Consider the following 25533-nt stretch of genomic DNA (forward strand, 5'->3'; position numbering starts at 1 on the left):
AGTGGAAGGAAAAAGAGTCGCCGGGCTTCAGGCGTCTTCGAGGAAGGCTTCGCGCAGGATGCCCATGGCCTGCTGCACGGGGCGGTCGGAGAAACTGAAAAGCACGGTGTCTTCGTTCGGAGACAACAGCCGCAGCGGTGCCCAGGACGGCACCACGAAGGTGTCGCGCGGACCGAAGTCGAAGCGCCGGCCGCCGATCTCGGCCGTGCCGTGGCCTTCGACCACGCTGTACACGGCGCCGTCGGTCGCGCGGTGCGTCTTGCCCGCGAAGCCTTGGGGCAGCAGCTGCAGGTTGGTCGAGATGGTCGGCATCGGCGAGCCGCCCGTCAGCGGGTTGATGTAGCGCAGCTTGTGGCCCAGCCAGGCGTCGGGCGCTTCCTGCACCTGCAACTGGGCCAGCGCCTCGCGGCTGCGCGCATAGGGGTAGTTGAAGATCGGCGAGGTGGCCGACGCATGGTCGTGGCGCACCGGCACCATGTTGTGGCCGAAGCGCGCCAGGCTGTGGCCTTCGGGGCGCGACACATGCTGCACCTTGGCGTCGTCGTTCTCGGCGAAGCCGGCGTCGAAGAAGCGCAGCATCGGAATGTCCAGCCCGTCGAGCCACACCACCGGCTCGGTCACGCCTTCGATGCCTTCGTTGCCATGGTCGTGCCAGGCCCACGAGGGCGTGATGATGAAGTCGCCCGGGTACATGGTGGTGCGCTCGCCGCCCACCGTGGTGTACGCGCCCTTGCCGTCGACGATGAAGCGCAGCGCGGACTGCACATGGCGGTGCGAAGGCGCCACCTCGCCCGGCATGATGAGCTGCAGGCCCGCATAGATCGACTGCGTGATCGACGAGTTGCCGGGCAGCGCCGGGTTCTCCAGCACCAGCACGCGGCGCACGGCTTCTTCGGCGGTGATGAGGTCGGCCGATTCCATCAGCAGCGGGCGGATCTCGTCGTAGCGCCACAGGGCGGGCACGCAGGGCGTCTGAGGCTCGCGCGGCACCAGGGCGTGCAGCGATTCCCACAGCGGCGTGAGGTTCAGGGGGCGAATGCGGGCGTAGTAGTCGCTGCGCTCGGCCGCATTGGATGGCGCGGTTTTCATGGGCGTGGGTGTCTCCGTTGCGGGCATTGTTGAGCGGCACCACTATTTCCTCAAGACCGGTGGCCAATACACGGAATTCGAAATTTCGATAATGGTGCCTTTCGCAGTCCTGCGGCACCCGAGGAAACCTGTCCATGTCCAAGCTCGATCTCGAATGGCTCGCCGTGTTCGACGAGGTCTACAAGACCGGCAACGTGTCCAAGGCGGCCGAGCGGCTGGGCATGGCGCAGGCGGCGGCGAGCACCGCGCTGAACAAGCTGCGCGCCCACTTCGACGACCGCCTGTTCACCCGCACCGCGCAGGGCATGCAGCCCACGCCGCATGCCGAGCGCATCTACCCGAACCTGCGCGAGGCGCTGGCCCAGCTGGCGCAGGCCCAGGGCAACCGCAGCAGCTTCGACCCCGCCCAGGCGCAGCGGCGCTTTCGCATCTGCATGACCGACATCAGCGAGGTGGTGCTGCTGCCCGGCCTGCTCGACCACCTGCGCCGCGCGGCGCCGGGCGTGCACATCGAGACCGAGATCATCTCCACGATCAGCGGGCGCCGCCTGCAGGACGGCGAGGTCGACCTGGCCGTGGGCTTCATGCCGCAGCTGGACGCGGGCTTCTACCAGCAGACGCTGTTCATGCAGAACTTCGTGTGCCTGGCGGCGCGCAACCACCCGCGCATCGGCGCGAAGCTCACGCGCAAGCGCTTCGAGGCCGAGGCGCACGCGGTGGTGTCCACGTCGGGCACCGGACATGCCATCGTGGACACGACCATCGCCCGGCTGGGGCTCCAGCGCAACGTGGTGGTGCGGCTGTCGAGCTTCCTGAGCGTGGCGCGCATCGTGGCGCACACCGAGCTGATCGTGGTGGTGCCGCGCATCCTGGGCCAGGTGCTGGTCACGCAGGAACCGGTGAAGCTGCTGGAGCCGCCCTTCGCCCTGCCCGCCTACGCCGTCAAGCAGCACTGGCACGAGCGCTTTCACGCCGACCCGGGCAACGCCTGGCTGCGGCGCACGCTGGCCCAGCTGTTCAGCGGCAGCTGAGCGCGCATGCCGGAGCGACAGGCGGCGTCCTCGGGTATTCGGGCGCTCGCATAATCGCGGCTCCCGAACCCACAGCCCTACGAAAAAGGCGGCCCCCATGTCCTCGATCACCCTGCGGTTCCTCGCAGAACCCAGCACCGTCAACTTCGGCGGCAAGGTCCACGGCGGCACGGTCATGAAGTGGATTGACGAGGCCGGCTACGCCTGCGCGACCAGCTGGGCCAAGCGCTACTGCGTCACCGCCTTCATCGGCAGCATCCGATTTCACCGCCCGATCATGATCGGCGACCTCGTCGAGGTGGAAGCCCGCCTGGCCTACACCGGCACCACCAGCATGAACATCTCGGTCGAGGTGCGCAGCGGCGACATGAAGGGCGGCGTGATGGAAAAGACCACCGAATGCCTGATCGTGTTCGTGTCGGTCGACTCGCACGGCCGGCCGCTGCCGGTCGAGGCCTTCGCGCCGGTAACGCCCGGCGAAATGGCGCTGGCCGAGCGCGCCAAGGCCCACCTGGACGCCAGCCGCGCGGCAGGCGCCACGCCCTGAGGGTGCCCGGCTAGGCGGAAAGCTCTAACGGCGAGGGGCGCGGGCGGCTAGAGTCCTGCGACCCGACCCCTTTCAAGGAATTTCTCGCATGGCCACCTCCGGCAACCACGACGACAGCAGCGACAACAGCAAATCCTCCGACCGCATCAAGGACTCCGCCCAGCAGATCTGGCTGGCCGGGCTCGGCGCCTTCGCCAAGATGCAGCAGGAGGGCAGCAAGGCTTTCGAGGCGCTGGTCAAGGACGGCGCCGGCATGCAGAAGAAGACCCAGCAGGCCGCCGAGGAAACCCTGAGCCAGGCGCAGACCCGCATGGCCGGCTTCGCCAGCGAGTTCGGCACCAAGGCCGCCGGCCAGTGGGGCAAGCTGGAGAACATCTTCGAAGAGCGCGTGGCGCGCGCGCTGGAAAAGCTCGGCACGCCCACGGCCGCCGACATGGCCGCGCTGCAGGCGCGCGTCGACGCGCTCGAGGCGCAACTGAAGAAGCAGCACGGCGGCGCGCCCAAGGAAGCGGCCCCGGCGCGCGCCAGTCGCAGCGCCGCGCGCAAGACGGCGGCCCCCGCCGCCAAGAAGACCACCTTGCGCCGCAGCAAGGCCGGCTGACCCCGCGCAGGCCGAACGCGGCCTGCCCGGATTGCGGCACTGCACCAAAAATCAGTCCCGCGAAACATGTCCTGCGCCATCCATGGCGCGGTGCACATACGCTAGAGTGTCCCCAACAGACCACGAGACAAACGGGGGCACCGACATGGCAAAGAAGGCGCCACGACGCACGGCGCAACGCATCCTCGAAGCCGCATTGGACCTGTTCAACCGCTTCGGGGAGCCGAACGTCTCGACCACCCTGGTGGCGGGCGAACTCAACATCAGCCCGGGCAACCTGTACTACCACTACCCGGCCAAGGAAGAGCTGATCAACAAGCTCTACGACGGCTACGAGGCCGAGCTCAACGAGCTGCTGCACGCCAGCGAAGGCGTGCACGACGTGGAGGATGCATGGTTCTTCATGCACACGCTGTTCGAGCTGATCTGGCGCTACCGCTTCCTGTACCGCGACCTGAACGACCTGCTCAGCAAGAACCGGCACCTGGAAACGCAGTTCCAGCTGGTGCTGAAGCACAAGGCGCGTGCCATTCGCCAGCTGATTGCCGGGCTGAGCCGCGCCGGCCACCTGGAGATCGACGCGCACGAGGTCGACACGCTCGCGCAGAGCATGGTCGTCGTGCTGACCTACTGGCTGAGCTACGAGTACGTGCGCAACCCGCGCGAGGCGCTGGAGCCCTCGCACGCGCATGGCGCGCTGATGCGCGGCGCCCACCACACGCTGCACCAGCTCGCGCCGTACCTCGAGCGGGAGCAGCGGCGGCATCTGCTGACACTCAGCCATGCCTACAACGGCGACGATGCTCCACAGCGCGGCAGCAACGCGACACCTTCTGTCGACATGGCGGTCTAGACACATGCCCCACCCCGACTTCCAACCCCTCTCGCTGATGTCCGCCCATCCGGCTGCCGCGAACGCCGACCCGTGGAAGCCGCTGCCCTGGGCCGACGTGCCGCGCTACGACGCGCGCAGCGTGGCCTCGCACTGGCCGCGCCTGCATGCCGGCCATGAGCTGCCCGTGCCGGACGAGCGCTCGCCGCTGGCCGAGGGCTGGGCCCTGTACCACAGCGGCGAGTTCGAGCGTGCCGCCATGCTGGGCCTGCTTCACGGGGCCGAAGGGATGGCGCTGGCCAACCAGGCCACCGCCATCTACGCCAACTACCTGGAGCCGCGCGAGGCCGTGCGGCTCGCCATGTTCCGCCAGGTGATCGAGCGCGCCGGCGCGCAGGCCGCGGCCGAGCCCGACAACTGCCAGGCGCTGTACTGGCAGGCCTATGCGCTGGGCCGCTACAGCCAGGGCATCAGCGTGGCGCGCGCGCTGGCCCAGGGGCTGGGCAGCAGGCTCAAGGGCACGCTGGAGCGCGTGATCGAGCTGCAGCCCCGGCATGCCGATGCGCACCTGGCGCTGGCGTCGTTCCACGCCGAGGTGATCGACAAGGTGGGTGCGCTGGTCGGGCGCATGACCTATGGCGTGCGGGCGGAAACGTCGATGGCGCTGTTCGAACGCGGGCTCGAGCTGCACCCGCATTCCGCCGCCGGGAAGATGGAGTACGCGCGCGCGCTGCTGATGCTGCACGGCGATTCGCGCATGGGCGAAGCCACCGACCTGTACGAGCAGGCCGCGGCGCTGAAGCCGGCCGACGCGCGCGAACGGTTCGATGTGGAACTGGCGCGTGCGGGCTTGAAAGACTGAGCCGGTACCCATGGGTACCGCGCAATTTAAGATGTGCGTTTCCAGCTTTTCAAACCGACCGACATGTCCGATCTCCATGCCCAGTTCGAAGCCGCACAGGCCAACTCCAAACTGCTCGCCGAGCGCCCCGACAACCCCACGCTGCTGAAGATCTACGGCCTCTTCAAGCAGGCCACCGAAGGCGACAACACCGCCAAGAAACCCAGCTTCAGCGACATCGTGGCCCGCGCCAAGTGGGATGCGTGGACCGCGCAGAAGGGTGCGAGCGCGGACGAGGCCAAGCAGAAATACATCGACCTGATCGAATCCCTGCGGGGCTGATCGGCACCCGCTTCAACCCACGATCCCGCGTTCATGCAGCGCGGCGATCTGCTCGGCGCTCAACCCGATTTCCTTCAGCACCGCATCGGTGTCCGCGCCCAGCGCCGGCGCGTTGTGCCGGTGGCTGGCCGGCGTGAGCGACAGCTTGGGCACGAAGCCGGGCACGGCGAGCGCGCTGCCGTCGGGCATGCGCACCTGCTGCAGCATGCCGCGCGCGGCGTAGTGCGGGTCGGCCGCGATGTCGGCGATGGTGTAGATGCGACCCGCCGGCACGTGCGCCGCGTCGAGCGCGGCCAGCACCTCGTCGACCGTGCGCTGCGCGGCCCAGTCGCCGATGGCGGCGTCCAGCATCTGCACCTGCGCCACCCGCCCCGCGTTGCCCGCGAGCGCCGCGTCGGCCGCGAGATCGGGCCGGCCGATGCATGCCATCAGGCGGCGAAAGATGCTGTCGCCATTGCCCGCGACGATGGCGTAGCCGCCGTCCTTGCAGCGGTAGGCGTTGGTCGGTGCGATGCCCGGCAACGCGCTGCCGGCCGCCTCGCGCACCGCACCGAAGGCGCCGTACTCGGGCAGCAGGCTTTCCATGCAGTTGAAGACCGCCTCGTACAACGCCACGTCGATCACCTGGCCGATGCCCTTCGGGTGGGCGGCGCTCACCGTGGCATGCCGGTGCTGCATGGCCAGCAGCACGCCGATCACGCCATGCAGCGACGCGAGCGTGTCGCCGATCGACACGCCCACGCGCACCGGCACGCGGCCCGGCTCGCCCGTGAGGTGGCGCAGCCCACCCATGGCCTCGGCCACCACGCCGAAGCCGGGCCGGTCGCGGTAGGGGCCGCTCTGGCCGTAGCCGCTGATGCGCAGCATCACGAGCGCGGGGTTGGCCGCCAGCAGCTGGTCGGGGCCCAGGCCCCAGCCTTCCATGGCGCCGGGGCGGAAGTTCTCGATCAGCACGTCGGCCTCGGCCGCCAGTTGCCGCACGATCGCTTGGGCCTCGGCCTCGCGCAGGTCGAGCGCCAGCGAACGCTTGTTGCGCGACTGCACCTGCCACCACACCGAGGTGCCGTCCTTCAGCAGCCGCCAGGTGCGCAGCGGGTCGCCCGCGCCGGGCGGCTCGATCTTGATGACCTCGGCGCCGAAGTCGGCCAGCGTGCGCGCCGCGAAAGGCCCGGCGATGAGCTGCCCGAGCTCGATGACCTTGAGGCCGGCCAGCGGGCCGGCCACGGGTGGAGAAGAGGTTGTCGTCGTCATGGCGCCAGAGTGTGCCGCGTCGCTGGCAAACTGGCCGGATTCCAACCCGGAGCTGCAGCGGCCGCAGCCCCGATTCCCAGAGACAACACACCATGAAATACGTGATCGGCGTCGACATCGGCACGCAGAGCACCAAATGCCTGCTGGTCGGCATCGACGGCAAGGTGCATTCGCAACGCAGCGTGGCCTACCAGCCCGAGACGCCCAAGCCGCTGTGGGCGCAGCAGGACTGCGCGGTGTGGTTCGACGCGGTGTGCGAAAGCGTGCGCGCCTGCGTGGCGGCCAGCGGCTTGGCGCCCGCGGACATTGCAGCGATGTGCGTGAGCAGCCTGTACGGCGGCGCGGGCATTCCGGTCGATGCGGCGATGCAGCCGCTGCACCCCTGCCTGATCTGGATGGACCGCCGCGCCACCGCCGAAGTCGCGTGGGTGAACGCAAACGTGGACGTGCCGCGGCTCGAGGCCATCACCGGCAACGGCGTGGACAGCTACCACGGCTTCACCAAGATCCTGTGGGTGCGCGAGCACCTGCCGCAGGTGTGGGAGGCCACGCGCTACTTCCTGCCGCCCAACAGCTACATCAACTGGCGGCTGACGGGCGAACTTGCGGTGGACCACAGCTCGGCCGGCAACATCGGCGGCGTGTACGACGCCGAGCGCCGGCAGTGGTCCGAAGAGGCGATGCGCATGCTCGGCATTCCAGCGCATCTGATGCCGCCGCGCCTCGTGGAATCGAGCGACGTGGTCGGCGGGCTGAGCGTCGGGTGGGCGGCGAAGCTGGGCCTGGCCGAAGGCATGCCGCTGATGGCGGGCGGCGTCGATGCGGCCGTGGCCACCTTCTGCGCGGGCGTGACGGGCAGCGGCGACCATGTCGCGATGATCGGCACCAGCATGTGCTGGGGCTTCGTGAGCCCCACGGTCGATGCGCGGCACCAGCTCATCACCATGCCGCACGTGTACCGCGGCGCGGACCGCAGCTATGTGTTCGGCGGCGCGATCACGGCGGGTGCGGCCGTCACCTGGTTCCGCGAAGCGTTCTGCCAGGCCGAGGTGGCCGAGGCCGCGCGCACCGGAGCGGACGCGCACGCGCTGATCGAGCGCAAGGCCGTCGACGTGCCGCCCGGCGCCGAAGGCCTCGTCTTCCTCCCGTACCTGATGGGCGAGCGCAGCCCCATCTGGGACGCACAGGCCAAGGGCGCGTTCATCGGCCTGTCGCTCGCGCACAGCCGCGCGCACCTGTACCGCGCGGTGCTCGAAGGCGTGAGCTTCGCGCTGCAGCACAACATCGAGGCGGGGCGACGCAGCGGCCAGCCGCTGGACGACCGCCTGATCGTGGTCGGCGGGGCGGCGCACTCCGACCTGTGGATGCAGATCGTGGCGGACGTCACGGGCTACCCGGTGTTCACCATCGAGGAAGAAGTCGAGGCTGCATTGGGCGCGGCGATGCTCGCGGCGCTGGGTGCGGGGCTGGTCGATGCGGCGACGGCCGAGCGCGGCTGGGTCACGCTGGTGGAACGCGCAAGGCCCCAGCCCGAGGCGCAGGCGGTGTACCGCGAACGCTTCGATATCTACAAGTCGCTCTACCCGGCGTTGCGCGATGCGATGCACCGGCTGAGCTGAAGCCTGGCGCCGGTCGACGCCTCAGGCGAGGCGGGTACCGCCGCCGGGCGCGCCAAGCATCGCGTCGAGGTTGCGCGTGATCTTCTGCTCGATCATTTCGCTGAAGCTGCTGAACAGGAAGCCCAGCGTTGCGTCCAGCACGAAGGTGCTGGCCGTGACCTCGACGGTGCCGTCGATGCCGGCGCGGGTGAACGTCGCCACGTCGCGGTCGTCGCCCTGGGTGTAGACGCATTCGAGGCCGAACTCCTGCTCGGCCTGCTCGATCCACCGGTGTGCGACGGCGCGGGCGCCGGCGATGCCCAGCGTGTGGTTGCGTTCGATATGGATGTCAGGCACCGTGATCTTCCTTGTTGGCTTTGTGGGGGCTGGAGCGGGCTTGCAGGATGCCGGTGGCCGCTTGCAGCGCGCCGCGGCGTTCCTCGGCGGTCGGCAGCGCGGCGATGCGCTTGACCTCAGTGTAGAAGCGCGGCCAGTCGCGGCCTTCGCGATCGAAGAGTTTCTCGAAGCTGGGCACCAGGTCGTCGTACGCGCCCTGCGCCCCGAAGGCCGCGTTGTTGGCGCGCGCGACCCAGCCGTCGTAGGCATTCTGGCGCGGGCCGGCCCAACCCGCTTTCAGTTGGGCGTAGCGCGCGCGAAACTCGGCCATGGCGGCCTGCTTCATCGCTTCGACCCGGGCCCAATCCTTGGCCTTGGCTTCGGGCGATTCGTAGACCTGGGTCAGTGCGCGGCGGGTGTCGAGCGCCAGCGCGCGAAAACCCTGGCGCTGCGCGTCGAACTGCGTGTATTCCCCGCGCGCTGCCTCGCCGGCTTCGCGCTGCAGCCACATCGCGCCGCCGATGCGCTCGACCGACGTGGCGTACGACTCGTTGAACACCGTGTCGCCCGGCACATACAGCACCTGATGCGCGAGTTCGTGGAACACGATGCGCGCCAGCTCGCCCTCGGGGTAGCCGATGAAGGTGGACAACAGCGGATCGCCGCCGGCCCAGTTCATCCAGCCGAGCGTGGAGTACGCGGGCACGGGGTACACGGCGACTTCCAGGTCGAGCTTCTTCTGCGCCTCGGCTTCGGCCTTGGCCGCGTCCTCGCTGTAGTAGCCGCGGTAGCCCACGCAGCCCGCCACCGGAAAGCACCAGCTCTTGAGCGTGAGCGCATACGGCGGCGCGGCCACCACGTTCCATACGGCGGCGGCGCGGTGCAGGTCGGCATAAGACTTGTAGCTGGGGTTGTCGGGCAGCCCGAGCTCGCGGGACGCGAAGCGGCGGATGCGCTGCGTGAGTTCGAGCTTGGCCTTCAGCGGCGCGGACACGGCCGGGTCGGCCAGCCACTCGGGCACGGGCTTGGCCGCCCGCATGATGCCGATGTGGCCGCTGGCCGATTGCCAGTAGTAACCGAGGTCGGCGCAGCCGGTCAGCAACAACAGCGAGCCGGCCAGCGCGAGCGCGGGGAGTGGCCTCACGCCCGCTCGACCTCGACCAGGCAGTCGTAGAACGTGGGGCCGCGGCCGATGTCGGTCAGGCGCTGGCTGGTCAGCTCGTTCACGTTGGTGCCGTCCATGCCCAGCTTGCGCCACCAGATGCCCATGCCGTGCACCACGCCCTGCCGCGCGCGGCGCGACACCTCGGCACGGCAGCGGTGCTCGCCGCGCTGGTTGAACACGCGCACCGTGGCCCCGTTTTCAATGCCGCGCGCGGCGGCGTCGTCCGCGTGGATCTCCAGCAGCGGCTCGACCTCGATGGCGCGCAGGCTGGTCACGTTGACGAAGGTCGAATTGAGGAAGTTGCGCGCCGGCGGCGAGATCATGGCCAGCGGGAACTCCTTCGAGCTGCCGGCCGGCTCCCAGTTGGGCACGTGGTCGGGCACGGCGTTCATGCCCATGGCCTCCAGCCGGGCGCTGAAGAACTCGCAGCGGCCCGAGGGCGTGGGGAACTTGCCTTCGGCGAACGGCGCCTCGGGCAGCTTCACGCTGGTGAAGCCCTGTTCCAGCAGCTGGGGAAAGTCGATGGCGTTCTCGGCGAAGGCGGTGCGGCACAGCGTCTCGTCGGAGTCGGAGAAGCAGGGCTCGGTGAAGCCCATGCGGCGCGCCAGCTCGCGGAACACCCAGGCGTTGCTGCGCGCCTCGCCGCGCGGCGCCACGGCCGGGCGGTTCAGCAGCACGTCGGTGTGGCCGTAGCTGCAGTGGATGTCCCAGTGCTCCAGCTGCGTGGTGGCGGGCAGCAGGTAGTCGGCGTAGTCGGCGGTGTCGGTGCGGAACTGCTCCAGCACCACGGTGAACAGGTCTTCGCGCGCAAAGCCCGCCGCCACCTTGGCCGACTCGGGCGCCACCGCCACCGGGTTGCTGTTGTAGACCACGATGGCCTTCACGGGGCGGGCGGTGTCCAGCAGCGCGTCGCCGATGGTGCTCATGTTGATGGTGCGCGGCCGGCGGCCGGCCAGCAGGTCGGGGCGCTGCAGCGCGGCGCGGTCGACCGGGTAGTGGCCCGAGCTGCTCAGCAGCAGGCCGCCCGCGCGGTCGCGCCAGGCGCCCACCAGCGCCGGCAGGCAGGCGATGGCGCGGGCCGCGTTGCCGCCGCCGCGCACGCGCTGCATGCCGTAGTTCAGGCGGATGGCGGCCGGCTTCGTGGTGCCGTAGGCCCTGGCCAGCGACACGATCTGCGCTTCGGGAATGCCGCAGACCTCGGCCGCCCGCGACGGCGGCCATTGCAGCGCGCGCTCGCGCAATTGCTCCCAGCCCAGCGTGTGGTCGGCGATGTAGCCGTGGTCGAGCCAGTCGTGCACGATGAGTTCGTGCATCAGCGCCAGCGCCAGGGCGGCGTCGGTGCCGGGCAGCAGCGCGACGTGCTCGTCGCACTTGTCGGCAGTTTCGGTCTTGCGCGGGTCGATGCACACCACCCGCGCGCCGGCGCGCTTGGCCACCTGCACGTGGCGCCAGAAATGCAGGTTGCTGGCGATGGAGTTGCTGCCCCAGATCAGGATGAGCTTCGCCTCGGCGAAGAACTCGATGCGCATGCCGACCTTGGCGCCCAGGGTGTAGACCATGGCCTCGCCGCCCGCCATGGAGCAGATGGTGCGGTCCAGCAGGCTGGCACCCAGCTTGTGGAAAAAGCGCCGGTCCATCGACTCGCCCTGCACCAGGCCCATGGTGCCCGCATAGCTGTAGGGGAGAATGTCTTCGGGTTTTCCCTGTAATACTTCAAGATGCGCGGCGATGTCGTCGAGCGCTTCGTCCCAGCTCACCGGCTCGAACTGGCCGCTGCCCTTGGGACCGACTCGCTTGAGCGGCTGAACCAGCCGTTCGGCATGGTCGTTGCGCTCGATGTAGCGCGACACCTTGGTGCACAGCACGCCGCCGGTGTGCGAATGCGCGGCATTGCCCTGCAGCTTCACGGCCACGCCGTCCTTGACGGTGGTGACGAGCGCGCAGGTGTCCGGACAGTCATGGGGGCAGGCCCCCAGGACGGTGGACACAGCGGTGGGCGGGGGTGCTTCTTCGAGCAGGGAATCCGGTGCGTGGGGCATCGGGCAAGTCTAATTTGTGCGCGAGTCAAAGCGCGGGAGGGGGTTTTGAACATGGTGATGAATCGACGACGTTTTTCTTTGGCCGCGGGCGCGGCCGCCACGCTGGGCAGCTTCGGCATCGCCCGGGCGCAGGGCGAGGCACCGCTGGTGCTGGGGCAATCGGCGCCGTTCACAGGCCCGGCGGCGCAACTGGGCATCCAGTTCCACCAGGGCGCCAAGCTGTTCCTGGACACCTACAACGCCCAGCCGGGCCGGCGCAACGTGGTGATCAAGAACCTGGACGACGGCTACGAGCCCGACCGTTGCGCGGCCAACACGCAGAAACTGATCGACGAGGACGTGTTCGCGCTGTTCGGCTACATCGGCACGCCGACCAGCCTGGCGGCGATGCCGCTGGCGGTCAAGGACAAGGTACCGTTCATCGCGCCACTCACCGGCGCCATGTCGCTGCGCGAGCCGTTGCAAAAGAACGTGTTCCACCTGCGCGCCTCGTACAACGACGAGACGGCGCTGATGGTGAAGCAGCTGACGCACCTGGGCCAGAAGAAGATCGCGGTGTTCCATCAAAACGACGCCTACGGCAAGGCCGGGCTCGACGGCGTGACGCTGGCGCTCGAGCAGCAGCAACTCAAGCCTGTGGCGCTGGCCACGGTGCAGCGCAACTCGAACGACGTGGCTGCGGCGGTGAAGACCATCGTGGCCGCACGGCCGGACGCGGTGGTGCAAGTCGGCGCCTACAAGGCCTGCGCGGCGTTCATCCGCGAGGCGCGCAAGGCGGGTTACGGCGGCACGTTCTTCAACATGTCCTTCGTCGGCACGCAGGCGCTGGCCGACGAACTGGGCAAGGAGGCCGCGGGCGTGATGGTCACGCAGGTGGTGCCCTCGCCCTACAACCAGGCCAACACCCTGGCGCGCGAGTTCGCGGACGCGGTGCGCAAGGCCGGCAACGGTGCCAGCGCCAACTTCTCGAGCATGGAAGGCTACCTGGCCGCGAAGGTGCTGACCGAGGGGCTGCGCAGGGCGCCGGGCAAGCCGACGCGCGACAGCCTCGTGGCCGGGCTGGAAAGCATCGACCGCCAGCAGTTCGGCGGGTTCGAGGTGTCGTTCTCCGCGAAGAACCACGTGGGCTCGAAGTTCGTCGAGCTTTCGATGCTGACGGGCGACGGGCGGGTCAGGACCTGAGCCCGTCCACGGCCTGGAACATGGCCTGGCGGGCCTGGCTGACGATCTGCCCGCGCCAGGCGTCGGTGTCCGTGTAGAACGCCTCCACCATCCGCGCCCGGATGCCGTCGGCCAGGTCGGCCGGCGCTTCCGGATGCTTGTGCAGCCAATGGTCGGCGCGCAAGGCGCCGGTCACTTCGAGGATCGGCAGCGTGCCGTATTCCAGCGCGATGCCGGTGTACTCGGCCTGCGGGCACTCTTCGTACACCGAGTCCCACATGAGCCCGCGCAACAGCGCCGAAGTGGAAGAACCGTCGTAGATCGAAGTGACAGGCGCGGCCGGCGTGCCCCACCAGGCGTTGGCGCGTGCGTAGGCGGCCTTGTCGTCCTTGCCGGCGTAGATGCGTTCGCCCAGGCCGCTGGGGCCCAGGCCCGTGTGCAGGTCGATCCACGCCAGGCGCTTCGCGCGGCCCGCGTGGCGCCTCAGCACCTTGCGAACCGTCTGGTTGCTCCAGGTCGGCGCCTTGCCGCCGAAGAACAGGCCGTCGTCGAACTGGTACTGCCCGCTGGTCACGGCGGCCTGGTAGGCCGTGGTGCCGTGCTTGTCGATCCACTTGGCCACCGCCGCCTGGTTCTCGGGCGTGGGCGGCCAGGTGGCGGGCAGCAGCAGCTCGTGCAGCCTGGCGTAGGGCTCGTTCACCGGCACCGGCTTCGAGAAGTCGATGAAGTTGCGGTTCAGGTCGACGTTCTCGTGCGTCACGCGCCGGCCGTGCGAAAAGCCGTGCGGGTTGAGCGCGTGCACGTACAGCACCGCCACGCCCTGCGCCCTGGCCTTCTCGCGCCACTCGGCGTCGTGCAGCGCGAACACCTGCACGCCGCTGCCACAATGGCCTTCGACGCCGTGGCAGGCGCTGGTGACGATGAGCATGTGCTCGGCGTCGGCGTTGCCGTCCAGCGCCACGTCCATCGACAGCTCCTCGCCGTCGCGGCCCTTCAGCGGGTGTGCGTGCGGCTCGACCGTCAGGCCCGCGCTCACGCAGGCCTGCAGGAACTTCTGGCGCGCCTGGGCGTAGCGCGGCGAAAAAGCTTCGGCAATGCCGATCATGCGGCGGCGGCGCCGGGCTTCAGGAACTGCTCGGCGAGCTGCACCCAGCAGGTCGCGCCCAGCGGAATCAGGTCGTCGTTGAAGTCGTAGCTCGCGTTGTGCAGCGTGCACGGGCCTTCGCCGTGGTGCACGTCGCGGTGCGCGCCGTCGCCGTTGCCGATGAAGGCATAGGCACCGGGCTTGGCCTGCAGCATGAAGGCGAAGTCTTCCGACGTCATGGCCGCCTCCTGGCGCAGCACGTTGTCGGGGCCGACGATCTCGCCCATCACGCGGCGGGCGAAGTCGGCTTCGGCCTCGGTGTTGATGGTGGGCGGGTAGTAGCGCTCGAAGCGGAAGTCGCAGGTGGCGTCGTGCGCCGCGCAGATGTGCTTGGCGATCTGCTCCATCTTGGCCTCGATCATGTCGAGCACTTCCAGCGAGAAGGTGCGCACCGTGCCCGACAGCTCGCAGTTGTCGGGAATCACGTTGTTGGTTTCGCCCGCGTGGATGGTGGTGACCGAGATCACGGCCGAATCGGTCGGCTTCATCTTGCGCGTGAGGATGGTCTGGAAGGCCTGCACGATCTCGCAGGCGATCGGCACCGGGTCGATGCCGGTCTGCGGCAGCGCGGCGTGGCCGCCCTTGCCGATCACGTTCACGTGGAACTTGTTGCCCGACGCCATCACCGGGCCGGGGCTCACGGCGAACTGGCCGGCCTTCATGCCGGGCCAGTTGTGCATGCCGAACACGGCGTCCATGGGGAACTGCTCGAAGAGCCCTTCCTTGATCATTTCGCGCGCGCCGCCGCCGCCCTCTTCCGCGGGCTGGAAGATCAGGTACACGGTGCCGTCGAAGTTGCGGTTCTTCGCCAGGTGCTGCGCGGCCGCCAGCAGCATGGCGGTGTGGCCGTCGTGCCCGCAGGCGTGCATCTTGCCGTGGTGCTGGCTGGCGTGGGCGAAGGTGTTGAGTTCGGTGACGGGCAGCGCGTCCATGTCGGCGCGCAGGCCGATGGCGCGGTTGCCCGTGCCGTTCTTGATGATGCCCACCACGCCGGTGGTGCCCAGCCCGCGGTGAATGGGAATGCCCCATTCGGTGAGCTTGCCTGCCACCACGTCGGCGGTGCGGACTTCTTCGAAGCAGAGTTCGGGATGGGCGTGGAGGTCACGTCGGACGGCGGCGATGCCGGCCGCCTGCGTGACGAGCGAATCGATGAGTTTCATGTTTCACAGTCTAGGCTTTGCAGGAACACCCGCAAAGACCGTGCCGGGTAATCACGCACTCCCCCAGGCTGCGCGCACTTCGTGTCGCTTCGCCAACCCCCTCGCCGGGGGGCAACACCTGCGGCCCGGCAAAGCCGGTTCCGCGGTGTTCCGCGAAAAGGGTCAGCGCCCGATGCTCTTCAGGTAGTCCGCGCGCGCGGCCAGGGCGGTGTCGGTGAAGTCGGTGAACACGCCGTCCACGCCCAGCTTGTAGTACACGCCGTATTCGTTCTTTCCGTCCTTGTTGTAGTCCGACGGCAGGCGGCGCGACTCGTTGCGGAAGGTGAAGGGGTGCACGAACAGGCCGGCCTTGTGGGCGTCGGCGATCAGCGTGGTGGGCGCCATGGAAGTGGCGTCGGCGTCGTTGATCTTGCCGTCCTTGTTCACGTCCACCGGCTTGCCGTCGGCGCCGATGGTGCCCTTGATGCTCACGATGTAGCGCTTCCACGGGCCGATGCCGTCGGCGTAGGTCTTGATTTCGGCCAGGCCCGCGGGCGTGACCATGGCGTCGAAGTTGCGCTTGTCGCCCGCCTTGGTCCAGTCGTAGGGGCGGTCGCTGGGCACGGCGAAGGTCACGGTGCCGGTGCGCAGGTCGACGCTGTCGCCGTCGATCAGCTGGATGATCTTCGTGTTCAGGCCCTTGCTCTTCATGTACTTCAGGCTGCCCGGCTCGAAGGACTGCACGTAGATGGGCGCGGTCTTGCTGTTCCAGCCGGCGGCCGTGATGGCGGCGATCATCTTGTCTTCCAGCGGCAGGCCGAGTTCGCGGAAGTAGGTCGGGTTCTTCGATTCGGGGTAGATGGCGATGGTGCGGCCGGTTTCCCTGGTCTTGGCCTTGGCGAAATCGATGATTTCCTGGAAGGTCACGACCTTGAACTTGCCGTTGAACTCCTGCGGCCGCTCGGCGTCGGTGGAGATGCCACCCAGGTTCTTGATCTCGGCGAGCGTGAAGTCGTTGCTGAACCAGCCGGTCTGGGTTTCGCCGTCGACCTTGATGGTCTTCTTGCGCGAGGCGAAGCGCGGGTGCTTGGCCACGTCGGTGCTGATGGCCAGGTTGGGGTCGTGGCGGGCGATGAGCACGCCGTCCTTGGTGGAGACCAGGTCCATCTCGATCACGTCGGCGCCCAGCTCGATGGCGCGCGAATAGGCTTCCAGCGTTTCTTCAGGCAGGTAGCCCGAGGCGCCGCGGTGTGCAATGACCAGCGGCGGGTTGCCGTCGAGCGTCAGCAGCTTGTTGGCGGAACCGGAATTGCCGGTGGTGCCGCAGGCGGCAACGCACAGGGCGGCGGTCGCGGTCAGGGCGAGCTGAAGGGTGCGCATGGAATTTTTCTCCGTCCAAAAGAGGCGCAGCGTACCCGCTTCGCGTGACAGCATCGACCCCGCCCGGCGCGGCGCGCCGACTTCCGGGAGAATGTGTTGCATGCTCCATACGCTTTCCCCCCAAAGCCTTCTGCTGGCCCAGACGCTGGTTCGCATGAACACCGTCAGCGCCAACAGCAACCTCCAATTGATCGACTTCGCCCAGAGCCGTCTGGCCGCCCTGGGCGTGAAGAGCCGCATCACCTACAACGCCGAACGCACCAAGGCCAACCTGTTCGCCACGCTGGGCGAAGGCAAGCCGGCCGGCGTGATCGTCTCCGGCCACACCGACACGGTGCCCTGGGACGGCCAGGACTGGAGCGTCGACCCGCTCTCCGCCGTGGTGCAGAACGAGCGCCTGTACGGCCGCGGCTCGGCCGACATGAAGAGCTTCATCGCCATTGCGCTGGCCAATGCCCACCGCTTCCTGGAAAGCGACTCGCCCTTCGCGGTGCATTTCGCGTTCAGCTACGAGGAAGAGATCGGCTGCTTCGGCGTGAAGGAACTCATTGCCGACATGCGCGACGCGGGCATCAAGCCGCTGGCCTGCATCGTGGGCGAGCCCACCAGCATGGTGCCGGCCATCGCCCACAAGGGCGTGTACCGCTACAAGTGCTGCGTGCGCGGCAAGGAGGCGCATTCGTCGCTCACGCCCAAGTCGGTGAATGCCATCGAGATGGCCGCCCGCGTGATCGGCAAGGTGCGCGACATGGCCGAGGACTTCGAGCGCAGCGAGCCGCGCTACGAGGGCTTCGACGTGCCCTTCAGCACCGCGAGCGTGGGCCAGTTCCACGGCGGCATCGCCGACAACGTGGTGCCGCGCGACGCCGAATTCCGCTATGAATTCCGCGACCTGCCCACCGCCGACGCCAGGCGCATGCAGGCCGACGTGGTGGCCTACGCCGGCGGCCTGGAGCCTTCGATGAAGAAGGTGGCCAAGGACGCCGGCTTCCAGTTCGAGACCATCTGCGAAATTCCGAGCTTCCTGGGCTCGGCCAGCGACCCCATCACCCTGCTGGCCCAGCGCCTGGCGGGCGAGGACCGCACCACGCTGGTGGCTTTCGGCACCGAAGCGGGCCTGTTCAAGAACGCCGGCATCCCCACCGTGGTGTGCGGCCCCGGCAGCATCGAGCAGGCGCACCAGCCCGACGAGTTCGTGAGCCTGGAGCAGCTGGCGCGCTGCGAGCTGTTCATGGAACGGCTGGCCACCTCGCCCACCATCGGCTGATATTGGCTGACACCGGCGACAGCGGCGCAGGCGACGCGCTGCGGCGCATGAAGCGCGTCGCGCTCGGCCTGCTGTGCGGCGCCGCGCTGCTCTATGCGGTGGCCAGCGTGCTGCATGCGCGGCACCCGGCCTGGGTGTCCCCGGGCTATGTGGCGGCCTTCGCTGAGGCCGCGATGGTCGGCGCCATTGCGGACTGGTTCGCGGTGGTGGCGCTGTTTCGCCATCCGCTGGGCCTGAAGATTCCGCACACGGCCATCATCCCGAGCAACAAGGACCGCATCGGCGCCAAGCTCGCGGGCTTCATCTGCGACAACTTCCTGAGCACCGCGCAGGTGCTGGGCAAGGTGCGCCAGTTCGACGCGGCCGGGCGCATCGCCGACTGGCTGGCCCGCCCGGCCAGCGGAGAGAAGCTGGGCGAATGGGGCGTGGCGGCCGCGCGCTACGGCCTGACGGCCTTCGACGACGAACGGGTGCGCGCCTTCATGGGCCGCGCCGCGGCGGCGGGCCTGGAGAAGATCGACCTGTCTCGCCTGACCGGCCAGGCGCTGGACGCGCTCACGGCCGGCGGGCGCCACCAGGCGCTTCTCGACGACGTGCTGCAGCAGGTGGCCGGCCTGCTCGAGGGCGACGAACTGCAGGCGCACATCACCGAGGCCATCGCGCGCGAGATCAAGACGCTGCGCTACGTGGGCCTGGACCAGGTGGCGGCCAAGCTGGCCACGCGCAAGATCGTGGCGGCCGTGGCGCACACCCTCGGCGAGCTGGCGGCCGAGCCCGACCACCCGATGCGCAAGCGCTTCGACCACTTCGTCGACGACTTCGTGGTGCGCCTGAAGCTGGACCCCGAGTTCCAGCGGCGCGGCGAGCAGATTCGCGCCGAGCTCATCGCGCACCCTGCCCTGGGCGACTACCTGCACGGCCTCTGGGGCGAGCTGCTGGCGTGGCTGCACGACGACCTGGGCCGCCACGACTCGACCATCCGCCAGCGCATCGCGTCGATGGCCGGCGCGCTGGGCACGCGGCTGCAGGGCGACGAGGCCATCCGCCGCTGGATCAACGAGCAGATCGAGGCCGCCGCGCCGCTGGCCATCGAGCGCTACCGCGAAGACATCCGCCGCTACATCGAGGAGCGCGTGGGCGAGTGGAACGCGCAGGAAATGACCGTCGAGCTCGAGCGCCACATCGGGCGCGACCTGCAGTTCATCCGCATCAACGGCACGCTGGTGGGCGGGCTGGTGGGGCTGCTGATCCACACGGTCACGCAGCTGCTGCGCGGCTGAGCGCGATTCCGCCGGGCGGGTAAGCCCCAGCGGACGAAAGTCCGCACCGTGTCCCCGGAGAGACTCCGCCGCCCCGGCGGCCTCCTAGACTGCTCGCGCCATCACAAGAGGAGACAAACCCATGCCCCGTCGTTCGTCCGGCGTTTTCCGCGCCGCCGCGCTGGCCGCCACCTTGGCCCTGCTGGGCGCCTGCAGCACGCTGGCCCCGCCTTCCTTCACCCCGTCCGCCGAGCCGCTCAGCACCCGGCCTGCACGGCCCGTGTCGTGGGCCGCACCCGAAGCGCTGGTGGCGCCTTCCGCCTTCGCCGGCGTGCACGGCCTGGCCATCGACGCCAAGGGCCGCCTGCTGGCGGGCTCGGTGCTGGGCAACACGCTGTGGGAGGTCGACCGCACCACCGGCGCGGCCAAGGTGCTGGTCGACGCGCCCGAAGGCCAGGCCGACGACATCGCGGTGGGCCCCCGGGGCGAGCTGGCCTGGACCAACTACCTCATGGGCATGCTGCGCTACCGCGAGAACGACACCGCCCCGCTGCAGGTGCTCGCCAAGGACCTGCCCGGCCTGAACTCGCTGGACTTCGACCGCCGCAGCGGCAAGCTCTATGCCTCGCAGGTGTTCCTGGGCGACGCGCTCTGGGAAATCGACCGCACGGGCCAGAAGCCGCCGCGGCTCATCAAGAAGGACATGGGCGGCTTCAACGGCTTCGAGGTCGGGCCCGACGGCCTGCTCTACGGGCCGCTGTGGTTCAAGGGGCAGGTCGTGAAGATAGACCCGGCGAACGGCGACATGACCGTGATTGCCGACGGCTTCAAGATCCCGGCCGCCGCCAACCTGGACGGCAAGGGCAACCTCTGGGTGGTCGATGCGCGCAGCGGCGAGCTGGTGCGGGTCGATCTTGCAAACGGCAAGAAGACCGTCGCCAGGCAACTGCGGCCTTCGCTGGACAACCTCGCCATTGCACCGGACGGCACGATCTACGTGTCGAACATGGCCAACAACGAGGTGCTGGCCTTCAACCCCGCCACCGGGGACCTGCGCACGCTCACCAGCGGCAAGGTGGCGGTGCCGGCCGGCATGAAGATCGACGGCAACGACCTGTGGGTGGCCGACGTGTTCGGCTTCCGCCAGGTCGACGTGCGCACGGGCGAGGTGCGCGACGTGTTCCGCATGCAGCGCGAGCCCGAGCTCGACTACCCGTTCGCGGTCGGCCTGTCGCCCAGGCTGTTCGCGCTGACCTCGTGGTTCACCGGCACGGTGCAGCTGGTGGACCGCCAGACGCTGAAGACCGTGGAAACCATCCACGGCCTGAAGGCGCCGTTCGACGCCATTCCCATGCCCGACGGCAGCGTGATCTATGCCGAGATCGCCACCGGCAGCATCACGCGCGCCAGCGGGCCGAAGTTCGTCCAGAAGTCGGTCGTTGCCAGCGGCCTGAACGGGCCGGTGCAGATGGTCATCGGCCAAGACGGCGCGCTGTACGTGACCGAGGCGGCCGGCAAGCTGCTGCGCATTCCGCTGGACGCCAGCGCGCCGCTGCGCACCGTGGCCGACGGGCTGGCGCTGCCCGAAGGCGTGGCGCAAACGCCCTGGGGCAGCTTCATCGTGGCCGAGAGCGCGGCGCGCCGGCTGGTGGAGATCGACCCGGCCGACGGCAGCCGCCGCACCGTGGCCGAGAACCTGCCGATCGGCCTCGCGCCCGGCCCCGGGCTGCCGCCGCCGTACGTGGTGACCGGCGTGGCCGTGGGGCGCGACGGCACCATCTACATGGCGGCCGACCGCAACAATGCGATCTATCGAATTCGCGCCGTAAGGTAGCGTAACAAGAAGTGTAATTACCTGTTTACTTTTTAAAACAACCATTACAAACTGACCCGAACGTCTCGCGGCGTCCCGGTCGCATTCCGTTTTCGGGGGTTCGCGAGCCGTCCTTTCTTTCATCGAAAGGAACACGCATGACTCCGCTCGTCGCAGGCCAGCTGCTGTTGCCCGAATATTCCCTGGGCATGGTGGCGCTCTCCTTCTTCATCTCGTTCGCCGGCTCGCTGGTGGCGCTCATATGCGCCGGGCGCATGGTCGGCGCGGACGGCAAGCCCAACCTTGCCGTCGTCGCCTGCGCCGCGGTGGCGCTGGGCGGCATCGGCATCTGGTCGATGCACTTCATCGGCATGCTGGCGTACCGGCTGCCGGTGGCCATTTCGTACAACGTGCCGCTCACGGCGGTGTCGCTGGTGGCGGCCGTGCTCATCTCCGGCATTGCGCTGTACATGGCCGGCGGCCGGCACCGGTTCAGCAAGTCGGGCTGGCTGGGCGGCAGCCTGCTGGCCGGGGCCGGCGCGTGCGTGATGCACTACATGGGCATGTTCGCGATGAACATGCGCGCCGAGATGGACTTCGACGTGGCGTGGGTCGCGCTGTCGGTGGTCATTGCCGTCAGCGCCGCCGCCGCCGCGCTGTGGCTGGCGTTCAACCTGCGCAAGTTCTCCCACAAGGTGGCGGCCGCCGCCGTGATGGGCGTGGCCGTGTGCACCATGCACTACGTGGGCATGAGCGCCGCGCGCATGGTCTGCACCGCCGCCGCGCCGGTCGACGCGCTGGCCATCGGCGGCAGTTCGATGGGCCTCATCGTGTTCGGCACGGCAGGCGCGGTGCTGATCTTCATCTACTGGGTGGTCACCGGCAGCAGCCTCGACACGACACCGGCGGCCGGCGTGCGGCGGCCGACGGCCCACTGACGCACCGACGCCCGGGAGCGCCCACCAGCTAGTTGGCGCAAGCAGGGGCGGCGGGCCCCTCATAAAGTCCGTACAGAGCGACAACAACGATCCGTACAGACCCCATGCCCGTCATCGAATCCCGGCTGCACGCGGCCAGCGACACCTTTCAGGCCAACCGCACCGGCATGCTCGCGCTGCTCGGCGAGGTGCGCGCGCACGAGGCCCGCGCCGAGGCGGCGTCCGGCGCATCGGCCGAGCGCTTTGCCAAGCGCGGCCAGTTGCTGCCGCGCGAGCGCATCGCGCTGCTGCTGGACACCGGCGCGCCCTTTCTCCCGCTGGCCTCGCTCGCCGGGCTGGGCCAGGACAACCCCGACCTGTCGAAGAGCGTGCCCGGCGGCGGCGTGATCGCCGGCATCGGCCGGGTGTCGGGCGTGCGCTGCATGGTGAGCGCGTCCGACTCGGGCATCGACGCCGGCGCGCTGCAGCCCATGGGGCTGGACAAGCAGCTGCGCGTGCAGGAGATCGCGCTCGAAAACAAGCTGCCCTATGTGCAGCTGGTGGAAAGCGCGGGCGCCAACCTCATGCAATACCGCGTGCAGGACTTCGTGCGCGGCGGCGGCATCTTTCGCAACCTGGCGCGCCTGTCGGCCGCCGGGCTGCCGGTGGTGACGGTGACGCACGGCTCCTCGACCGCGGGCGGCGCGTACCAGACCGGCCTGTCCGACTACATCGTCATGGTGCGCGACCGCACGCGGGCCTTTCTGGCCGGGCCGCCGCTGCTGAAGGCCGCCACCGGCGAGATCGCGACCGAAGAAGAACTGGGCGGCGCGGTCATGCACACGCACGTCTCCGGGCTGGGCGACTACCTGGCCGAGGACGACCGAGACGCCCTGCGCATCGCGCGATCGATCCTCGGCGGCATCGACTGGGCGCGCCACGAAGCGCCGCGCACTTTCGCGCCGCCGCGCCACGACGCCGACGACCTGCTGGGCCTCATGCCCAGCGACGGCCGGCGGCCGGTGGACATGCGCGAGGTCATCGCGCGCATCGCCGACGGCTCGGAGTTCCTCGAGTTCAGCGAACACTACGGCAGCGCCACCGTCTGCGGCCACATCCGGCTCGAAGGGCACGCGGTGGGCCTCATCACCAACAACGGCCCCATCGATTCCGACGGCGCGACCAAGGCCACGCACTTCATCCAGGCCTGCTGCCAGTCGCGCACGCCCATCGTCTACCTGCAGAACATCACCGGCTACATGGTGGGCCGCGCGCACGAGGAGGCCGGGATCATCAAGCACGGCGCCAAGATGATCCAGGCCGTGACCAGCGCCACGGTGCCGCAGATCACGCTGCACTGCGGCGCCTCCTACGGGGCGGGCAACTACGGCATGTGCGGGCGCGGCTTTGCGCCGCGCTTCTGCTTCAGCTGGCCCAATGCGCGCACCGCGGTGATGGGCGGCGAGCAGGCCGCGAAGACCATGGCCATCGTGATGGAGGCCGGGATGGCGCGCAAGGGAGCGGTCGACCACGCGAAGATCGACGCCATGCAGCAGCAGATCGTCGAGCGCTTCGATCGGCAGATGAGCGTGTTCACCACCAGCGCGCTGCTGCTGGACGACGGCGTCATCGACCCGCGCGACACGCGTGCCGTGCTGGCCGAGGTGCTGTCGGTCTGCCGCGATGCCGATGCGCGCGTGCCGCAAGCCATGCAGTTTTCGGTGGCGCGGCCATGAGCGAAGCGCCGGGCCGCCCCAGGCAAGCGCGCGCCGCAGTGCGCAGCGCGGAGGTTTTTCAGTGAACGGCTTCAGCAAGATCCTCATCGCCAACCGCGGCGAGATCGCGGTGCGCGTGATGCGCACGGCGCGCGCGATGGGCTACCGCACCGTGGCCGTGTATTCCAGCGCGGACGCCGACGCCGAGCACGTGCGCCAGGCCGACCAGGCCGTGTGGATCGGCGAGCCGCTGCCCGCGCAGAGCTACCTGAACATCGCCGCGGTCGTCGAGGCCGCACGCACCAGCGGCGCGGACGCGGTGCACCCGGGCTACGGCTTCCTCGCGGAGAACGCCGAGTTCGCGCAGGCCTGCCGCGACGCGGGCCTGGTCTTCATCGGACCGTCGCCCGAGGCGATTCGCGCCATGGGCGACAAGGCCGGCGCCAAGCGCCTGATGCAGGCCGCGGGCGTGCCGTGCATTCCGGGCTACCAGGGCGACGACCAGGGCACGGAGCGGCTGGCCGCCGAAGCCGCGCGCATCGGCTGGCCCGTGATGATCAAGGCCACGGCCGGCGGCGGTGGGCGCGGCATGCGGCTCGTGGCATCTGCCGCGCAGTTCGACGAACTGCTGCGCAGCGCGCAGTCGGAAGCGCTCAACGCCTTCGGCGACGCGACCGTCATCCTGGAGCGCGCCATCGTCGCGCCGCGCCACATCGAGATCCAGGTGTTCGCCGACCGGCACGGCCACGCCATTCACCTGGGCGAGCGCGACTGCTCGGTGCAGCGCAGGCACCAGAAGGTGATCGAGGAAGCGCCCTCGCCCGCGGTGTCCGAGGCCTTGCGCGAGCGCATGGGCGCCACGGCCGTGGCGGCGGCGAAGGCCATCGCCTATGAAGGCGCGGGCACGCTTGAATTCTTGCTCGATGCCGAAGGCCGGTACTGGTTCATGGAAATGAACACGCGGCTGCAGGTGGAGCACCCGGTGACCGAGGCCGTGACCGGGCTGGACCTGGTCGAGTTGCAGTTGCGCGTGGCCGCCGGCGAACCGCTGCCGCTGGCGCAGCAGGACGTGCGCATCACCGGCCATGCGATCGAAGTGCGCCTGTGCGCCGAAGACCCGAACCAGGGCTTCATGCCGCAGAGCGGCACGCTCGCGGCGTGGCGGCCTTCGCCCGCGCTGCGCACGGAACACGCGCTGCGCGACGGCGCGGCGGTGCCGCCCTTCTACGACTCGATGATCGCCAAGCTGGTGGCGCACGGCCGCACGCGCGAGGAAGCCAGGCACCGGCTCATTGCGGGCCTGCAGGACACGGTGGCGCTCGGCATCGCGACCAACCAGCCACTGCTGCAGCGCGCGCTGTCGCACGAAGTGTTCGCCAGCGGCGCGGCGACGACGGCCTTCATTGCGGATCACTCGGGTGCGTTGCTCGCGCCCGATGCCCCGGCCGACACGCAGGCCGCGCTGCTCGCCGCCCTGCTGCTGCAACTCGGCGAGCGCGGCTGGCCGTCGCCGCTGGCGCACACGCTGCCCAATGCCTTGCGCTTTGCGCTCGACGGCGCGGTGCACACGGCCCGAGTGACGCCGCGCGGCAAGGGCGCCTTCGATGTGGTGCTGGACGACCAGGCGCCCGCGCAGGTCGCGCAGATCGCGCTGGTGGCCTTGCAGGACGACGGCACGCTGCGCTTTTCGTGCGGCGGACTGGCCGAGCAGCCGCTGGTGGTGCGCGAGGCCGGCCGCGTCTTCTTCCATTTCCGTGGCCGCGCGTTCCGGCTCGACAACCTCACGCACGTGGCCGTGGCACGCGCCGCAGATGCCGGCCACGACGGCCTGCTGCGCGCTTCCATGAACGGCCGCGTCATCGCGCTGCTGGTGGCCGAAGGCGATGCGGTCGCCGCGGGCCAGCCGCTCGTCACGCTGGAGGCGATGAAGATGGAGCACGTGCACTGCGCACCGCGCGCCGGGCGCGTCGCGCTGCATGTCGCGGTCGGCGCGCAGGTGGCCGCGCGGCATGTGGTGGCCGAGGTGGCCGAGGTCGTCGGCGCATGACGCATGACGCACCGCAAGA

General features: G+C 69.3%; 22 protein-coding genes. 14 read left to right on the plus strand and 8 right to left on the minus strand.

Annotation, left to right across the window (positions count from 1 at the left end):
* Positions 1-27: 27 nt before the first annotated feature.
* Positions 28-1089 (minus strand): gentisate 1,2-dioxygenase, encoded by a 1062-nt coding sequence (gene gtdA, locus AC0IYU_RS04935; RefSeq protein ID WP_472113751.1) that lies wholly within the window; start codon positions 1087-1089, stop codon positions 28-30.
* Positions 1090-1223: 134 nt separating this feature from the next.
* On the opposite strand from gtdA, the gene AC0IYU_RS04940 reads away from it, so the two are divergent.
* The 6 genes from AC0IYU_RS04940 (at position 1224) to AC0IYU_RS04965 (ending at position 5283) form a co-directional block, all read left to right on the plus strand.
* Positions 1224-2120: a LysR family transcriptional regulator gene (locus tag AC0IYU_RS04940; RefSeq protein WP_472113754.1), complete on the plus strand. Its 897-nt coding sequence runs from the start codon at positions 1224-1226 to the stop codon at positions 2118-2120.
* A gap of 97 nt (positions 2121-2217) precedes the next feature.
* On the plus strand, positions 2218-2667 hold the full coding sequence (locus AC0IYU_RS04945; RefSeq protein WP_472113757.1) for an acyl-CoA thioesterase: 450 nt from the start codon (positions 2218-2220) through the stop codon (positions 2665-2667).
* Between the two features lie 88 nt (positions 2668-2755).
* Positions 2756-3268, plus strand: a complete 513-nt coding sequence (locus tag AC0IYU_RS04950; protein WP_472113760.1) for a phasin family protein — start codon at positions 2756-2758, stop codon at positions 3266-3268.
* A 145-nt stretch (positions 3269-3413) separates the two neighbouring features.
* Positions 3414-4121, plus strand: coding sequence for a TetR/AcrR family transcriptional regulator (locus AC0IYU_RS04955; RefSeq protein ID WP_472113762.1), 708 nt, complete (start codon positions 3414-3416; stop codon positions 4119-4121).
* A gap of 4 nt (positions 4122-4125) precedes the next feature.
* Positions 4126-4962, plus strand: a complete 837-nt coding sequence (locus tag AC0IYU_RS04960) for a hypothetical protein (RefSeq protein WP_472113764.1) — start codon at positions 4126-4128, stop codon at positions 4960-4962.
* Positions 4963-5025: 63 nt separating this feature from the next.
* Positions 5026-5283, plus strand: coding sequence for an acyl-CoA-binding protein (locus AC0IYU_RS04965; RefSeq protein WP_198083495.1), 258 nt, complete (start codon positions 5026-5028; stop codon positions 5281-5283).
* Positions 5284-5295: 12 nt separating this feature from the next.
* Here the strand turns inward: AC0IYU_RS04965 and AC0IYU_RS04970 are convergent, their stop codons facing one another.
* Positions 5296-6534, minus strand: a complete 1239-nt coding sequence (locus AC0IYU_RS04970) for a CaiB/BaiF CoA transferase family protein (protein WP_472113767.1) — start codon at positions 6532-6534, stop codon at positions 5296-5298.
* A gap of 92 nt (positions 6535-6626) precedes the next feature.
* Here AC0IYU_RS04970 and AC0IYU_RS04975 point away from each other — a divergent pair, with 92 nt between their 5' ends.
* The gene (locus tag AC0IYU_RS04975; RefSeq protein WP_472113770.1) at positions 6627-8153 is read left to right on the plus strand and encodes an FGGY-family carbohydrate kinase; all 1527 of its coding nucleotides are present in this window, start codon (positions 6627-6629) and stop codon (positions 8151-8153) included.
* 21 nt (positions 8154-8174) lie between these two features.
* Here AC0IYU_RS04975 and AC0IYU_RS04980 read toward each other — a convergent pair whose 3' ends face one another.
* Genes AC0IYU_RS04980 through AC0IYU_RS04990 form a run of 3 tightly spaced genes read right to left on the minus strand, consistent with a single transcriptional unit; the run spans position 8175 to position 11672 of the window.
* Positions 8175-8489 (minus strand): polyhydroxyalkanoic acid system family protein, encoded by a 315-nt coding sequence (locus tag AC0IYU_RS04980; RefSeq protein ID WP_472113773.1) that lies wholly within the window; start codon positions 8487-8489, stop codon positions 8175-8177.
* A complete protein-coding gene (locus AC0IYU_RS04985; RefSeq protein ID WP_472113775.1) occupies positions 8482-9612 on the minus strand; it encodes an aminopeptidase in 1131 nt (376 codons plus the stop codon). The genes AC0IYU_RS04980 and AC0IYU_RS04985 overlap by 8 nt, the downstream gene beginning before the upstream one ends.
* Positions 9609-11672: a molybdopterin-containing oxidoreductase family protein gene (locus tag AC0IYU_RS04990; RefSeq protein ID WP_472113777.1), complete on the minus strand. Its 2064-nt coding sequence runs from the start codon at positions 11670-11672 to the stop codon at positions 9609-9611. Before AC0IYU_RS04990 ends, AC0IYU_RS04985 begins: the two co-directional genes overlap by 4 nt.
* A 51-nt stretch (positions 11673-11723) precedes the next feature.
* Here AC0IYU_RS04990 and AC0IYU_RS04995 point away from each other — a divergent pair, with 51 nt between their 5' ends.
* Complete coding sequence (locus tag AC0IYU_RS04995) at positions 11724-12854, plus strand: ABC transporter substrate-binding protein (RefSeq protein WP_472113780.1); 1131 nt, start codon at positions 11724-11726, stop codon at positions 12852-12854.
* On the opposite strand, the gene AC0IYU_RS05000 is transcribed toward AC0IYU_RS04995, so the two are convergent.
* The 3 genes from AC0IYU_RS05000 to AC0IYU_RS05010 all read right to left on the minus strand — a co-directional run bounded on the left by AC0IYU_RS05000 (position 12844) and on the right by AC0IYU_RS05010 (position 16496).
* On the minus strand, positions 12844-13938 hold the full coding sequence (locus AC0IYU_RS05000; RefSeq protein WP_472113782.1) for a M14 family metallopeptidase: 1095 nt from the start codon (positions 13936-13938) through the stop codon (positions 12844-12846). The two genes, AC0IYU_RS04995 and AC0IYU_RS05000, sit on opposite strands and share 11 nt — an antisense overlap.
* On the minus strand, positions 13935-15137 hold the full coding sequence (locus AC0IYU_RS05005) for a M20 aminoacylase family protein (protein WP_472113784.1): 1203 nt from the start codon (positions 15135-15137) through the stop codon (positions 13935-13937). The genes AC0IYU_RS05000 and AC0IYU_RS05005 overlap by 4 nt, the downstream gene beginning before the upstream one ends.
* A 162-nt stretch (positions 15138-15299) precedes the next feature.
* Entirely contained in the window at positions 15300-16496 is a 1197-nt protein-coding gene (locus AC0IYU_RS05010; protein ID WP_472113787.1) for a glycerophosphodiester phosphodiesterase, read from the minus strand.
* A gap of 100 nt (positions 16497-16596) precedes the next feature.
* Here AC0IYU_RS05010 and argE point away from each other — a divergent pair, with 100 nt between their 5' ends.
* The 6 genes from argE to AC0IYU_RS05040 all read left to right on the plus strand — a co-directional run bounded on the left by argE (position 16597) and on the right by AC0IYU_RS05040 (position 25514).
* A complete protein-coding gene (gene argE, locus AC0IYU_RS05015) occupies positions 16597-17763 on the plus strand; it encodes an acetylornithine deacetylase (RefSeq protein ID WP_472113790.1) in 1167 nt (388 codons plus the stop codon).
* Positions 17764-17765: 2 nt separating this feature from the next.
* Entirely contained in the window at positions 17766-19043 is a 1278-nt protein-coding gene (locus tag AC0IYU_RS05020; RefSeq protein ID WP_472113793.1) for a DUF445 domain-containing protein, read from the plus strand.
* Positions 19044-19164: 121 nt separating this feature from the next.
* Positions 19165-20856, plus strand: coding sequence for a Vgb family protein (locus tag AC0IYU_RS05025; RefSeq protein ID WP_472113796.1), 1692 nt, complete (start codon positions 19165-19167; stop codon positions 20854-20856).
* 137 nt (positions 20857-20993) lie between these two features.
* The gene (locus AC0IYU_RS05030; RefSeq protein WP_472113799.1) at positions 20994-21773 is read left to right on the plus strand and encodes an MHYT domain-containing protein; all 780 of its coding nucleotides are present in this window, start codon (positions 20994-20996) and stop codon (positions 21771-21773) included.
* A gap of 104 nt (positions 21774-21877) precedes the next feature.
* On the plus strand, positions 21878-23488 hold the full coding sequence (locus AC0IYU_RS05035) for an acyl-CoA carboxylase subunit beta (protein WP_472113802.1): 1611 nt from the start codon (positions 21878-21880) through the stop codon (positions 23486-23488).
* A 118-nt stretch (positions 23489-23606) separates the two neighbouring features.
* Positions 23607-25514, plus strand: coding sequence for an acetyl/propionyl/methylcrotonyl-CoA carboxylase subunit alpha (locus AC0IYU_RS05040; RefSeq protein WP_472114340.1), 1908 nt, complete (start codon positions 23607-23609; stop codon positions 25512-25514).
* Positions 25515-25533 lie beyond the last annotated feature (19 nt).

This window comes from Variovorax sp. AC103 (assembly GCF_979254005.1).

Excerpts from the sequence above, each read along its gene's own strand:
- AC0IYU_RS04950 (WP_472113760.1), top strand. The coding sequence starts at position 2,756 with ATGGCCACCTCCGGCAACCACGACGACAGCAGCGACAACAGCAAATCC.
- AC0IYU_RS05040 (WP_472114340.1), top strand. The coding sequence starts at position 23,607 with ATGCGCACGGCGCGCGCGATGGGCTACCGCACCGTGGCCGTGTATTCC.
- AC0IYU_RS04945 (WP_472113757.1), top strand. The coding sequence starts at position 2,218 with ATGTCCTCGATCACCCTGCGGTTCCTCGCAGAACCCAGCACCGTCAAC.
- AC0IYU_RS04965 (WP_198083495.1), top strand. The coding sequence starts at position 5,026 with ATGTCCGATCTCCATGCCCAGTTCGAAGCCGCACAGGCCAACTCCAAA.
- AC0IYU_RS05025 (WP_472113796.1), top strand. The coding sequence starts at position 19,165 with ATGCCCCGTCGTTCGTCCGGCGTTTTCCGCGCCGCCGCGCTGGCCGCC.
- AC0IYU_RS05030 (WP_472113799.1), top strand. The coding sequence starts at position 20,994 with ATGACTCCGCTCGTCGCAGGCCAGCTGCTGTTGCCCGAATATTCCCTG.
- AC0IYU_RS04940 (WP_472113754.1), top strand. The coding sequence starts at position 1,224 with ATGTCCAAGCTCGATCTCGAATGGCTCGCCGTGTTCGACGAGGTCTAC.
- AC0IYU_RS05035 (WP_472113802.1), top strand. The coding sequence starts at position 21,878 with ATGCCCGTCATCGAATCCCGGCTGCACGCGGCCAGCGACACCTTTCAG.
- AC0IYU_RS05000 (WP_472113782.1), bottom strand. The coding sequence starts at position 13,938 with ATGATCGGCATTGCCGAAGCTTTTTCGCCGCGCTACGCCCAGGCGCGC.
- AC0IYU_RS04995 (WP_472113780.1), top strand. The coding sequence starts at position 11,724 with ATGGTGATGAATCGACGACGTTTTTCTTTGGCCGCGGGCGCGGCCGCC.
- AC0IYU_RS05005 (WP_472113784.1), bottom strand. The coding sequence starts at position 15,137 with ATGAAACTCATCGATTCGCTCGTCACGCAGGCGGCCGGCATCGCCGCC.
- argE (WP_472113790.1), top strand. The coding sequence starts at position 16,597 with ATGCTCCATACGCTTTCCCCCCAAAGCCTTCTGCTGGCCCAGACGCTG.
- gtdA (WP_472113751.1), bottom strand. The coding sequence starts at position 1,089 with ATGAAAACCGCGCCATCCAATGCGGCCGAGCGCAGCGACTACTACGCC.
- AC0IYU_RS04990 (WP_472113777.1), bottom strand. The coding sequence starts at position 11,672 with ATGCCCCACGCACCGGATTCCCTGCTCGAAGAAGCACCCCCGCCCACC.
- AC0IYU_RS05010 (WP_472113787.1), bottom strand. The coding sequence starts at position 16,496 with ATGCGCACCCTTCAGCTCGCCCTGACCGCGACCGCCGCCCTGTGCGTT.
- AC0IYU_RS04960 (WP_472113764.1), top strand. The coding sequence starts at position 4,126 with ATGCCCCACCCCGACTTCCAACCCCTCTCGCTGATGTCCGCCCATCCG.
- AC0IYU_RS04975 (WP_472113770.1), top strand. The coding sequence starts at position 6,627 with ATGAAATACGTGATCGGCGTCGACATCGGCACGCAGAGCACCAAATGC.
- AC0IYU_RS04955 (WP_472113762.1), top strand. The coding sequence starts at position 3,414 with ATGGCAAAGAAGGCGCCACGACGCACGGCGCAACGCATCCTCGAAGCC.
- AC0IYU_RS04970 (WP_472113767.1), bottom strand. The coding sequence starts at position 6,534 with ATGACGACGACAACCTCTTCTCCACCCGTGGCCGGCCCGCTGGCCGGC.